This window comes from Polaribacter sp. Z014 (assembly GCF_023555435.1).
Taxonomy (GTDB): Bacteria; Bacteroidota; Bacteroidia; order Flavobacteriales; family Flavobacteriaceae; genus Polaribacter.
The window spans coordinates 14,109-27,408 of record NZ_JALCZP010000006.1; the positions used below are offsets into that span (position 1 = coordinate 14,109).

Below are 13,300 nucleotides of genomic sequence, written 5' to 3' on the forward strand. Positions count from 1 at the left end.
TACTTTATTTTGATAGTGTGTGTGTTATAGGTAATAAAAATGATGAAGGTAATAGAATTATATTAGAGGCTGTAGTATCTTATATTGTAAATAATTTTATTCAAATTATATTTATTAAATAACGGTCTTAGTTCTAATTTTTTTATGTAAATAACTATAATTCAGATAGTTGTTATATGTAATGGGAGTTTCTTATAAAAAAAGAGCAATAAAAAAAGGAACTACATTGCTGTAATTCCTTTTGTGATTTATAAGATTCCTCAATCGCCTAAAAGGGCTCATTTCGGAATGACATATGTATATTGTAGTTAAACAATCTCTACAAACAAACCTTCGTCTGTTTTAGAAACTTTAGCTACTTTATGTTTTGTTAAACCTTTAATGGTTTTATCCCATTTTTTGTTAGACAAGCCAGATTTTACTTTTAAATCATTTAAATCTATTTTTTCTACTTTGATAATAATTGCCAAAAGTGCTTTTTCATCATCATTCAATTCAACAGAAGCCGCCTTTTTCTCTGGTCTCATTTGAGGGAAGAAAAGTACTTCTTGTATCGATTGATTGTTAGTTAAAAACATAATTAAACGGTCCATTCCAATTCCCATTCCAGACGTTGGTGGCATTCCATATTCCAGCGCTCTTAAGAAATCTTCATCAATAAATTCGGTAGCTTCATCATCACCTTTCTGAGCCAATTTAAGTTGATGCTCAAAACGTTCACGTTGGTCAATTGGGTCATTTAATTCAGAATATGCATTTGCAATTTCTTTACCACAAACCATTAATTCAAAACGCTCTGTTAATTCTGGGTTGTCTCTGTGTTCTTTACAAAGAGGAGACATTTCTTTCGGGTAATCTGTAATAAAAGTTGGCTGAATGTAATTTGCTTCACATTTTTCACCAAAAATTTCATCAATTAATTTTCCTTTCCCCATGGTTTCATCAACAGGAATATTCATTCCTTTTGCAGCCGTTCTAATTTCATCTTCAGTTTTTCCAGTAATGTCAAAACCAGTAAAATGTTTAATAGAATCTGCCATTGTAACTCTGGCGTACGGTGCTTTAAAATCTATTTTATGTTCACCAAAAGTAGCTTCAGAAGTGCCGTTTACAGCTATTGCACAATGCTCTAAAAGTTTTTCAGAAAAGTCCATCATCCAATTGTAATCTTTGTAAGAAACATAGATTTCCATGGCTGTAAATTCAGGATTATGAGTTCTGTCCATTCCTTCATTTCTAAAGTTTTTAGAGAATTCATACACACCATCAAAACCACCAACAATTAGTCTTTTTAAATACAATTCATTAGCTATTCTCATGTATAAGGGAATGTCTAATGAGTTATGGTGTGTCATAAAAGGTCTTGCTGCAGCTCCTCCAGGAATTGGTTGTAAAACCGGAGTTTCAACTTCAAAATAACCAGCATCATTAAAGAAAGAACGCATGGCATTAAACAATTTTGTTCTTTTAATAAACACCTCTTTTACATGAGGGTTTACAACTAAATCTGCATAACGCTGTCTGTATCTTAATTCTGGATCTGTAAAAGCATCATACGTAACACCATCTTTTACTTTAGGTAAAGGCAATGGTTTTAAAGACTTACTTAACAACGTAAAATTCTTAACACGCACTGTTTTTTCTCCCACTTTAGTGGTAAACAATTCACCTTCAATTCCTACAAAATCACCTAAATCTAGTAATTTTTTAAAAACATCATTGTACAAGGTTTTATCTTCACCAGTACAAATTTCATCTCTGTTAAAATACACTTGTATTCTACCTTCTCCATCTTGCAATTGCGCAAAAGAAGCCTTTCCTTGTATGTTGATAGACATTAATCTACCAGCAATAATTACCTTTTTTCCCTCAACATAATCCTTCTTTATTTCTTTAGAATTAGAATCTACAGGATATAAATCTGCAGGATATGGATTGATGCCTAAAGCGCGTAATTTTACAAGCTTTTCTCTACGTACAACTTCTTGTTCTGATAATTGCATTTGCTGTTTAGTTTTCTGATGTTTATTTAAGAACGCAAAGATACAATCAAATGCATTAATAGCCAATTGAGAATAAAATAAAAAACAGCAACTTTATTTGAGAATATTTAAAAACATCGTATATTTGTCGGCTGCTTTTTGTTAGGGCAGCATTAGTTGTGTTGTTTTGGCGCTTTAGTAAAAGCGTCGTGGTTTTGTTAACCAATGGAAAGCTTCCCTGAAACGGGACGCTTTTTTTTTACCCTGAATTTATTTCAGGGGCTCACTTTTTTATGTGATGTGGCAATTTTACTATTAAGTGTAATTCTTTTTTTTGTAGCTATTTCCAGCTTTCCGTTATATCTTTTTTCTGAAAAAGAAAAAAGGATGCCACTTCAATCTGGGCTAGACTTGTTTGCAAACTTATTGTATTAGAATCATTTTATTCGGAATCTATGTTTTCTATGTTTCTATTTGTTCGTTGTTGTATATGGTTTGTTGCGTGTTTCAAGCAACTAATTTAGTAAATAATTACCAACCAAGAAAGTCCGCGAGGACTTTCGTAAGTAGGGAAGAAGCCAGCAATAAATTATATACGGTGTTGTAACCAGTTATTTTATTTCTTTTTCAAAACAAATACTATTTTCAGCGTTTTTATATTCGCCAAAATTAGGGATTTCTTTATATTTATTCTTTTCGTAAAATGCAATTGCGTAAGGTTTTTCCTTCAGTGTTTCTAAAATACATTTTTCAAATTCCAAATCTTTACTCCAATTTTCCAATTCCTTCAATACTATTGTCGCAATTCCTTTCCCACGATATGCTGTAGGAACAAATATTCGTTTAATTTCTACTTCATTTTTAGAGTATTTTTTAATTCCTCCACAACCGACTGGTTTTTCGTTTTCATTGTAAGCAACAACTGCGTATTTTATTTTGTCAATATTATTTAATTCTTCATAAAATGATTTTTCATCCTTATAATATACTCCTAAACTTTTATCTAATTCTTTAACTAATTTTATAAAATCTATATTGTCGGAATTTGTTCTTTTGATTGTTATCATTTTCTGTTTTTCTTCTGAAGTGAGATGTTTTTTTAATTGGTTACAAAGGTTTTTAAAAGAAGTTTTCTTTAAACTCCCAAAACTGAATAACAAATAGCACAAAATAAATAACAGAAATAGAGAATTTAATCGTCGTAGAAGCTAAAAATCCAATAAAGGCCCCAAATGATGCTTTTAAAGCTCGGTTGGTGTCTTTGCTATCATAAAGCAATTCCCCAATTAGCGCACCCAAAAAAGTACCAATCAACATACCAAACGGAATGGGAGAGAGTAGGCCAACAATTAATCCAATAGTAGTTCCGTAAACGCCATATTTAGTGCCGCCAAACCGTTTCGTTCCCATAGCAGGAATAAAGTAATCGAGAATCCAAATTAGAATGGCTAATCCTAAAGTAATACCTAAGAAAGTCCAATCCATTGGAATAATCTTGGTAAAATGTAATAAAAGTAAGCCTATCCAACTTGTTAAAGGTCCGGGTAAAACCGGTAAAAATGAGCCGATAATTCCAAGACAAACAAAAAGAAAGCCTAGAAGTAATAAAAATATATCCATAGTTTTTTAAATAGTTATACTGGCCTAAAGTCAATAATCGCGCCAGTTTTCTAATTATAAGACGATTCAAAATAAACTTTGTTACCATTATTTAGCTATAAACCTTGTTTTAATAATGACTAAAATATTAACAGAAGTAGAATAGCAGATTATTGAAGTGATTTGGTATTTGTAAGAAGCTTCTTTAAAAGAAGTAATCGATAGATTACCTATACGAAAACTTGTATATAATACCATTTCTATAATTATTGGAATTTTAAAAAATTGTTATTGAGGAGTTTTCTGTTTGGGGTAATATAAATCTACAGCAACCAAAGTTTATATAAATTATAGATTGGTTATTTTTATGGGTTTAAATGAGGAGTTTTTTGAGTGTTAAATCTTTAGAATAAAAGTCGTTAAAGTTTTGTAAATTCACACTTTAATTAAAAGTATGTATTTAAGGTTTTTATCTTTTTTAATAATGATGGTTTTTATCACTTCGTGTGATTTATTTTGTCCTTCGAAAAGCAATAATACTGTAGCTTTAGATACGATTGTAGATTTTTCTTCTGTAGATACTTTTCCCTCTTTTAAAGGTTGTGATGCTATTATTGATAAACAACAAAAAGCAGATTGTTTTAGAACAACCATTCATCAGAAAATAGGAGAGGAGTTACAACAGCATAACTTGTCTGTTAAAGACTCTATTAACGAAATAGTATATGTAGACGTACTTATTAATTCTGAAGGAGTTTTTAGTTTAGATACCATTCAGTCTTCAGAAAACCTTAAAAAGGAATTACCAGAATTAGATAGTTTACTAAAAGCCAGTGTAGAGAAACTTCCAAAAATCTATCCAGCAAACAAACGAGGCATTCCAGTAACTACAAAATATAGATTACCAATTAGAATTCAATTAACTGAATAACTTTGCTACCGCAAAACTTAGCAACAACAATTGTCATTTCGACGAAAGGAGAAATCTCATAACAGTGATCACAAAATCCCAATCAAACTTTATTTGGTTTCTCTCTCTGTTTGAATAGACAAAACCGAACGTTAAAAACACAACCGTGTAATTTTGACGAGAGGAGAAATCACATAACAGTGATCACAAAATCCCAATCAAACTTTATTTGGTTTCTCTCTCTGTTTGAATAGATAAAACCGAACGTTAAAAACACAACCGTGTAATTTTGACGAGAGGAGAAATCACATAACAGTGATCACAAAATCCCAATCAAACTTTATGAGATTTCTTTCTACGTTCGAAATGACAAAACTGTATGTTATCCTTTTTTTTTGCATAAAAAAAACTCAAACAATTGAATGTTTGAGTTTCTATTTTTTAATAAATATTAAAAGAATACAAATGGTAACTTGGTTGCCGTTGCCTTAATTCAACATTTTCCAAAGTTTGTCTTTCAATTCTTGTAATCCTTTTTGAGCAACAGAAGATATAAATATAGCTTCGACACCTTTTGGTAAATCTGCTTTTATTTCTGCCTCTAATTCCTCATCTAACATATCTGTTTTAGAAATGGCTAATAAACGGTCTTTATCTAACAATTCTGGATTGTGTTGTTTTAGCTCGTTTAAAAGAATTTGATATTCTTTATTAATGTCATCACTATCCGCAGGAACTAAGAATAACAACGCCGAATTACGTTCTATATGACGTAAAAAACGATGTCCTAAACCTTTTCCTTCTGCAGCACCTTCTATAATTCCTGGAATATCTGCAATTACAAATGTTTGATGATTTCTATGTTCTACAATTCCTAAATTAGGTTTTAAAGTAGTAAAAGCATAATCTGCAATTTTTGGTTTTGCAGAAGTCAATACTGATAATAAAGTAGATTTTCCTGCATTAGGGAAACCAACCAAACCAACATCTGCCAATAGTTTTAATTCCATTCTAAACCAGCCATCAAAACCATCCATTCCAGGTTGTGCATATCTTGGTGTCTGATTTGTAGAAGATTTAAAGTTCCAGTTTCCTAGTCCTCCTTTTCCTCCACGTAATAAAATTACTTCTTTTTGATGTTCTGTAATTTCTATAATTACTTCATCTGTATCTGCATCTTTAATAATGGTACCTAAAGGCACATCAATATAAATGTCTTCTGCATCTGCACCAGAACTTCTACTAGCACTTCCGCCACCACCACTTTCGGCTCTAAAGTGACGTTTGAATTTTAGGTGAAATAAGGTCCACATGTTTTTATCACCTCGTAAAATAATGTGTCCTCCACGTCCACCATCTCCTCCGTCAGGTCCACCTTTGGTAATATACTTTTCTCTATGTAAGTGCATAGAACCTTGTCCGCCTTTACCAGAAGAAGCGTATATTTTTATGTAATCGACAAAATTTCCTTCAGTCATTTTTGTTGTGTAATTGTGTAAATGTTTAAATGTGTAATTGTTCGTGTTTGTTTAAACAATTAAACGCTTAAACAGTTACACTTTTTATAAAGTATCAAATACTTTTGCAATTCGTTGCGTAATTTCTTCAATAGAACCCAAACCATTAACGCCATAGTATTTATTTTGAGCATCAAAATAATCTTTTAAAACAGCTGTTTTTGTGTTGTATTCGTTAAAACGGTTTCTAATTTTACTTTCATCAGTATCGTCTGTTCTACCACTTGTTTTTCCTCTTTCTAATAAACGAGTTACTAAAGCATCTTCAGGTACCTCTAAAGCTACCATTCCGTTTATTTGTTCCCCTTTTTCAGCTAAAAAAGCATCTAAAGCTTCTGCTTGAGACTCTGTTCTTGGAAAACCATCAAAAATAAAACCGTTGGCATCTGCATTTTTTTCTACTTCTGCTTTTAGCATATTAATAGTTACTTCATCCGGAACTAAATCTCCTTCATCCATATATTTTTTAGCTAACAAACCTAATTCTGTTTGGTTTTTAATGTTAAAACGGAATACATCTCCTGTAGAGATATGTACTAAGTTGTACATGTCCTTTAAAAAATCTGCTTGTGTTCCTTTTCCTGCTCCTGGAGGGCCAAATAATACGATGTTTTTCATTTTAGGTTGTGTTGATAGTTGATAAATTGCTGGGTAATTTCTACCTAAACCATTATAATCTAATCCGTAACCAACAATAAATTTATCTTCAATTCCTTTTCCGATATAATCTATTGGTAATTCTTTTCTAAATACGTCTGGTTTAAAAAATAACGTTGCAATTTTTAATTGTTTTAAATTTTTATCCCTAAAGATATTATAAATTTCTTGAAGTGTGTTTCCTGTATCAATAATATCTTCTAAAATAATTACAGTTCTTCCTGTTAAATCTTCATTAATACCTACCAACTGTTTTACGTTTTCTGTAGAAGACGTACCATTATACGAAGCTAATTTTACAAATGAAACTTCACAATCTCCATTAAACTCCCTTATAAAGTCGGCAGCAAATAAAAAGCAACCATTTAAAATACCTACAAAAATAGGAACTTCTCCTTTAGGTAAGTCTGCTTTTACTTGAACGGCTAATGTTTTTACTATTACTGCTATTTCTTCCTTGTTGATAAAAGGTTTAAAATATAGATCTTGAAGTTTAATAATGCTCATTAGAATGTAAATTTTATATCTATTTGTGTAATGAAAAAACCGTTTTTAATCTGATAGTTACAAATTAAAAACGGTTTCAATATATCTAAAAATTAGTTTAATTATTTTTTTCTTCTTTTTTAGAAGTATCAAACATAATTGGTGTTGCTACAAATAATGATGAATATGTACCAACTACTACTCCAATAATTAAGGCAAACATAAATCCTTTAATAGAATCTCCTCCAAATAAGAAGATAGATAACATTACAAGTAATGTTGTTAAAGAGGTGTTTATGGTTCTACCTAATGTAGAGCTTAATGCTTTGTCTACAACCTCGCTATATTTCCAGTTTGGGTGTGTTCCTGTAAATTCTCTAACTCTATCAAAAATTACTACCGTATCATTCAGGGAGTATCCAACCACCGTTAGTATGGCGGCAATAAATGATTGACCTATTTCCATATCAAAAGGCATAAATTTATATAAGATAGAAAACAAACCTAATACAATTAATACATCATGAAAAACGGCAACTACTGCACCAATACTAAATGATATTTTTCTGAATCTTAATAAGATGTATAAGAAAACTACTAATAAAGAACCAAAAACGGCATATAATGCTGATGTTTTAATATCATCTGCAATAGTTGGTTCTACTTTCATATAACTCATTACACCAGAACCTTCTTTTTCGAAACCTGGTTTAAAGTTTTCGTAAGTAGTAGTTCCTAAATAAGGTTTTAAACCTGTAAATAAAACGGTCTGAACTTGATCATCTACATCTTGTCCTTCTTCATCAATTTTATAAACTGTTGTAATTTTTAATTGATGATCAGAACCATACGTTTTTACTTCTGGAGCTGTGCCAAATGCATCTTTTAAGGTAGAAGCAACTTCTGTAGCGTTCATTGTTTGATCGAAACGAACAACATAAGAACGTCCTCCTTTAAAGTCTACACCTTGTTTTAATCCAATAGAGAAAATAGAAATGATACCTGCAATAATTACAGTACCAGACACGATGTAAGCAATTTTACGTTTTCTTAAGAACTCTACATTTATATTTTGGAACCATCCTTTAGAGATAGAAGTATTAAAAGTTAAGCTATTTCCTTTATTAATAGATCTGTCAATTAACAAACGAGTAATAAATACCGCTGTAAATAATGAAGTTAAAATACCAATCATTAATGTTAAAGCAAAACCTTTAATTGGTCCTGTTCCAAAAACATATAAGATAATACCAGTTAATAAAGTTGTAATATTTGCATCAATAATTGCAGATAAAGCTCCTTTAATAGAGAAACCTTCATCTACAGATTGTTTTAATCCTTTTTTAATAGATAAACTTTCTTTAATCCTCTCAAAGATAATAACGTTTGCATCTACAGACATACCAATAGTTAAGATAATACCTGCAATACCAGGTAATGTTAACACGGCGTTGAAAGAAGCTAAAATTCCGAAGATAAATAAGATGTTTACAGCTAAAGCGATGTCTGCATATAAACCAGCTTTACCATAGTATAAAATCATCCAAACTAATACTAATAAAATAGCTAAACCAAAAGATTGAATACTGTGATCTATAGATTCTTGTCCTAAAGATGGTCCAACAACTTCTGCTTGAATTATTCTAGCTGCAGCTGGTAATTTACCTGCTTTTAAAACGGTAGCAATATCTTCTGCTTCTGTAATAGTCATACTTCCACCAGAAATACTAGACATACTTCCAAGTTTTTGATTAATTGATGGTGCAGTATATACATAATCATCTAAAACTATGGCAACAAACTTACCAATATTTTCTCCTGTTAGTTTTCCCCATTGTTTAGTACCAGAACTATTCATAGTCATACTAACCTCTGGTTTATTCATTTGGTCAAATACTTGAGAAGCATCTAAAATAACATCACCTTCAATATTCGCTTTACCACTACGGGTTCCTTTAATGGCATATAAACCAATTAATTCTGTTCCGTCTGTACCTTTATTAGATTTATAATCCCATAAGAATTTAACGTATTTTAATTCTTTAGGTAATAATGCTTTAACTTCTTTTCTTTTTAATAAACTATTTACAGTAGCAGTATCTAAAACCCTAGCTTGTGCAACTAAAGAACTCATTTGTTGTTGAGATTGTGCTACGTTAGGAAATAAATAAGAAAAAAGATTTTTTTGATTTACACTTGTAGAATCTTTTGTTTCTCCTAATAAATCATCAATATCATCTGTTTTAGTAGAATCTACAGCTTTTTTTAGAACGGTGTTGTCTTTTAAAAGTTCTGCAACTTTAGCATTTGCAGTAAAAAAGTAATTTTGAACTTCTGCATTGGTATATACTTCCCAAAACTGTAATTCTGCTTTACTAGTAATTAAACGAGTAACACGCTCAATATCTTTAGCACCTGGCAATTCAATCTGAATTCTACCAGAGTTTCCAATTCTTTGAATGTTTGGTTGTGTAACACCAAATTTATCAATTCTACTTCTTAATACTTCAAAAGCAGTACCAATAGAACTGTTAATTTCTTCTTGTAATGTTTCTTTTACAGTAGCATTTGCTTCATTAAAAGTTATTTTTTCGCTTAAAGCTTTTGTTCCAAATATAGAAGGATCACTTAATTTAGTATCACCAGCAACTTTTTCAAATTCTTCAAAGAATAAGTCTAAATATGTAGCATTACTGTTTTTTTGAGCTTCGTCTGCAGCGTCTAAGGCTTTGTTAAAAGCAACGTTTTTAGAATCGTTAGCTAAGCTTTTTAAAACTTCTTTTACAGATACTTGTAAAATAGCGTTAATACCACCTTTTAGATCTAGACCAAGATTCATCTCTTTGTCTTTAACATCATTGTAGCTGTAAGATGTAATACCTAAATTAATAATGTCTTTGTTTGCAACACTGTCTAAGTACTTTCTTTCAAAAGCAGCTTTCTGTCTTGCATCAATATTATCACCTTTACTTTCGGCATAACTAATTGCATTATCTTCTACTTTGGTAGCTAAGAATGTAAATGATAATTGGTATAAACTCACTAATCCAAAAAGGATAGCAAATAACTTTATAAGTCCTTTATTCTGCATTTTATATGTATTTTATAATCAAATTTTTAAAAACGAGCAAATATATAGTTTCTCGTAAAACCTGACAATTATTTTTGTTGATTGTTTTTTGTTATTATGAGTTTGGTACTCATGATTTTAAAGTAGTATTTTAAAAATGTAAATGAATACATTTTTTTTAGCTATAGAAGCTTTGCGGACCTGCTCTAACTTCAGGTTCATTGTAAGAAGTTCTATCCTTTATAAAAGGATGATTTTTATGAATTTTATAAGAAGTTTTAAAGAGTTGATTTTCTTTATCTTGTGTTGTTTTTTTTACAAAAGCAACATAATTAAAAGTGCTAATTTTATCAGAATAATATTTAACATCAAGAACAAAATTGAAATCAGAATTAGAAATATCACTTTGGTTGGTTAACTCATGAATATCAATATTGTAATTAGAAGAATGCTTGTTTTTTTCTTTATGATCAGAACTTTGATTTAAAACTAAGTTATGATCCTTGTAAAGCTCTTCTTTAATGTTGTTAATATGAGAAGTACTATAGTACGAAATTTTTAAGGTACCGTTGTGCGTTTTATTAATTTGAATATTTGCAACACCGATTTCTAGTAGTTTTTCTTTTACTTCGGCTATTGTGTTATCTATGTCTTTTTTGTTGATTTTTACATCAACAAATTCAAGAACAATTTCTTGATTAGGTAAAGTAACCTCTTCGTGAAACGCTCCGAAACAAATAAATAGTAAGAATAAAGTACAGAGGTACCATTTTGCTTTCATACGTCAAATATATAAAAAAGATTGCGTTATGGTTGTGCGATCATACATCTTATTCATTTTTTAAAATTAATGTAATACTTAACCTTATTTCCCCATAAGAAATTTCTTCGTTTAGTTTGTCGTAAATGGGTTTCAATTCTATTTTTCTTTCCAATTCATTAAAAGCAATTCGTACTTTATCTACAACTTCTTTATCTACAAGTTCTTCTAAATCCACTTCTTTGCCTTCCATATATAATTGTGATAGATGTGAAAAAATGGTGGTAATAGATAAACTTCTTTCTTGGGCAATTTCGGCTGGTTTTAAACCTTTTTTAAATAAATTAAATGTGTTTTGAATGGTGCTAATTTTTCTCGGTTTCGCTACATTTTTAAAGGTACGAATCACACTCATAAATTCTTCACCATATTTTTCCATTTTATTCATTCCAACTCCGGAAATTGCTAAAAATTCATTTTCTGTTGTAGGAAGTTCGCTAGCCATTAATTTTAGAGATTTGTCATTAAAAATAATATAAGCAGGCATTTTCTCTTCCTTGGCTATGGCGTATCGTATTTTTTTGAGCTCTGTAAATAAGTCCTTATTTACTGCTCCTTCTGTTGCTGTCTTTACTACTTTTTCTTTTTTCTTTTTATCTTTAGAGGCAATAGGAGTTGTTAAGCGAATTGTTTTTTCTCCTTTTAAAACTTTCCACCCAATGGGTGATATTTTTAGAGCAGAATTTTCGCTGTACATAATTTCTATCAATCCTTGATTTGCCATTTGAATCACATAATCTCGCCAATCGAAAAAACTGACATCTTTTCCTATGCCGTACGTTTTTAGATTAAAATATTGTTTAGAATGGATGTCTGCATTATTACTTCCTCTTAACACGTTTATTAACATGGTAATTCCATCTTTTTCACCCATTCTTGCAATTCCAGAAAGTGCTTTTTGTGTTAAAATAGTGCCTTCAAAGTCTTTTGGCGGATTTTCGCAAACATCACAATTGCCACAGTTTTCAGAAAGGTGTTCTCCAAAATAAGATAATAGTATTTTTCTTCTACACGATTTAGCTTCTGCAAATTGAAGCATTCTATTTAATTTTTCTTTTTGCATGGCGGTATTTGCTCCGTCGTCGGCAAATTGACTATACAATACAAAATCTCTCATATTGTAATACAGTATGGTTTCTGATGGCAATCCATCTCTTCCTGCTCTTCCTATTTCTTGATAATAGCCTTCTAAGTTTTTTGGTAAATTGTAATGAATTACAAAACGAACATTAGATTTGTCAATTCCCATTCCGAAAGCAATGGTAGCAACCACTATTTTTATATCATCATTTATAAAATCAGTTTGTGTACTTTCTCTTTCTTCATGATTCATTCCTGCATGATAAAATGCTACAGAATGTCCTTCTGCTTTAAGATAACTGGCTACTTCTTCTGTATTTTTTCTACTTAAACAGTAAATAATACCACTTTCGTTTTTTCTTCGTTGTATAAAATTGGCAATTTCTTGTAGTTTTTTCTTTTTAGCGACTTGTCCTCTAACTTCTATGCTTAAATTTTTTCGATCAAAAGAAGAGATAAATAATTTAGAATTTTTTAAACCTAATTGTTCTTCAATATCTTTTCTAGCAGATTTATCCGCGGTAGCGGTTAATGCCATAAAAGGTATTTCTGGTAAAGAGTTTCTAAAATGTTTTAATTGTGTGTATTCTGGTCTAAAATCATGTCCCCACATACTAACACAATGTGCTTCGTCAATAGCTACTAATTTTATGTTTAATTCTTTTAACCAAGTATTGCTTACGGATATTAATTTTTCTGGGGATAAATAAAGTAGTTGTAATTCTCCATTAATTGCTCTGCCAATTACATCGTTTTCTTCTTGTGGAGAAATAGAACTGTTAAAAAAATCGGCTTTTATTCCGTTAGATTTTAACGCTTGTACTTGATCTTTCATTAAAGATATAAGCGGTGAAACTACAATGGTAATTCCATCAAAAATTAATGCTGGAATTTGGAAGCAAATAGATTTTCCTCCTCCAGTTGGCATTAAAACAAAACTGTCTTTTCCGTCTATAGTTCTGGTGATAATTTCTTCCTGTAAAGGACGGAAATTTTCATAACCATATACATTTTTTAATAGTGTATGTATTTGTTTTTTCAATTTTTAAGCAATTAGGTAACAAATATACGTGTTTTACATTTTTGAAAATAGATAAGATGTTTATTTGAATTACAGAAAATAGGACGTAAAAAAGCCTCAAAGAAGATCTTTGAGGCTTTTTGCATTTTAGAAAATAT

Annotated in this window: 9 protein-coding genes; 1 reads left to right on the forward strand and 8 read right to left on the reverse strand. The window is 30.5% G+C overall.

Going from position 1 to position 13,300, the window contains the following annotated elements; translation table 11 throughout:
• Window positions 1-308: 308 nt before the first annotated feature.
• From lysS to MPF19_RS09320, 3 genes are all read right to left on the reverse strand, one after another.
• Complete coding sequence (lysS, locus tag MPF19_RS09310; protein WP_249987946.1) at window positions 309-2,003, reverse strand: lysine--tRNA ligase; 1,695 nt, start codon at window positions 2,001-2,003, stop codon at window positions 309-311.
• Window positions 2,004-2,593: 590 nt separating this feature from the next.
• Window positions 2,594-3,049, reverse strand: a complete 456-nt coding sequence (locus MPF19_RS09315) for a GNAT family N-acetyltransferase (protein WP_249987948.1) — start codon at window positions 3,047-3,049, stop codon at window positions 2,594-2,596.
• A 52-nt stretch (window positions 3,050-3,101) separates the two neighbouring features.
• Window positions 3,102-3,602 (reverse strand): DUF456 domain-containing protein, encoded by a 501-nt coding sequence (locus tag MPF19_RS09320; RefSeq protein ID WP_249987950.1) that lies wholly within the window; start codon window positions 3,600-3,602, stop codon window positions 3,102-3,104.
• 433 nt (window positions 3,603-4,035) lie between these two features.
• On the opposite strand from MPF19_RS09320, the gene MPF19_RS09325 reads away from it, so the two are divergent.
• Window positions 4,036-4,512 (forward strand): energy transducer TonB, encoded by a 477-nt coding sequence (locus MPF19_RS09325; RefSeq protein WP_249987952.1) that lies wholly within the window; start codon window positions 4,036-4,038, stop codon window positions 4,510-4,512.
• Window positions 4,513-4,979: 467 nt separating this feature from the next.
• Here the strand turns inward: MPF19_RS09325 and obgE are convergent, their stop codons facing one another.
• From obgE to recQ, 5 genes are all read right to left on the reverse strand, one after another.
• Window positions 4,980-5,969, reverse strand: a complete 990-nt coding sequence (gene obgE, locus MPF19_RS09330) for a GTPase ObgE (protein ID WP_203391957.1) — start codon at window positions 5,967-5,969, stop codon at window positions 4,980-4,982.
• 84 nt (window positions 5,970-6,053) lie between these two features.
• On the reverse strand, window positions 6,054-7,172 hold the full coding sequence (locus tag MPF19_RS09335; protein ID WP_203391958.1) for an adenylate kinase: 1,119 nt from the start codon (window positions 7,170-7,172) through the stop codon (window positions 6,054-6,056).
• Window positions 7,173-7,269: 97 nt separating this feature from the next.
• The gene (gene secDF, locus MPF19_RS09340) at window positions 7,270-10,242 is read right to left on the reverse strand and encodes a protein translocase subunit SecDF (protein WP_249987954.1); all 2,973 of its coding nucleotides are present in this window, start codon (window positions 10,240-10,242) and stop codon (window positions 7,270-7,272) included.
• 157 nt (window positions 10,243-10,399) lie between these two features.
• The gene (locus MPF19_RS09345) at window positions 10,400-11,002 is read right to left on the reverse strand and encodes a hypothetical protein (RefSeq protein WP_249987956.1); all 603 of its coding nucleotides are present in this window, start codon (window positions 11,000-11,002) and stop codon (window positions 10,400-10,402) included.
• Window positions 11,003-11,051: 49 nt separating this feature from the next.
• On the reverse strand, window positions 11,052-13,163 hold the full coding sequence (gene recQ, locus MPF19_RS09350; protein WP_203391961.1) for a DNA helicase RecQ: 2,112 nt from the start codon (window positions 13,161-13,163) through the stop codon (window positions 11,052-11,054).
• Between the last annotated feature and the right edge of the window lie 137 nt (window positions 13,164-13,300).

Bases quoted from the DNA above. Each gene is read 5' to 3' on its own strand.
- lysS (WP_249987946.1), bottom strand. From the start codon at position 2,003: ATGCAATTATCAGAACAAGAAGTTGTACGTAGAGAAAAGCTTGTAAAA.
- MPF19_RS09315 (WP_249987948.1), bottom strand. From the start codon at position 3,049: ATGATAACAATCAAAAGAACAAATTCCGACAATATAGATTTTATAAAA.
- MPF19_RS09320 (WP_249987950.1), bottom strand. From the start codon at position 3,602: ATGGATATATTTTTATTACTTCTAGGCTTTCTTTTTGTTTGTCTTGGA.
- MPF19_RS09325 (WP_249987952.1), top strand. From the start codon at position 4,036: ATGTATTTAAGGTTTTTATCTTTTTTAATAATGATGGTTTTTATCACT.
- obgE (WP_203391957.1), bottom strand. From the start codon at position 5,969: ATGACTGAAGGAAATTTTGTCGATTACATAAAAATATACGCTTCTTCT.
- MPF19_RS09335 (WP_203391958.1), bottom strand. From the start codon at position 7,172: ATGAGCATTATTAAACTTCAAGATCTATATTTTAAACCTTTTATCAAC.
- secDF (WP_249987954.1), bottom strand. From the start codon at position 10,242: ATGCAGAATAAAGGACTTATAAAGTTATTTGCTATCCTTTTTGGATTA.
- MPF19_RS09345 (WP_249987956.1), bottom strand. From the start codon at position 11,002: ATGAAAGCAAAATGGTACCTCTGTACTTTATTCTTACTATTTATTTGT.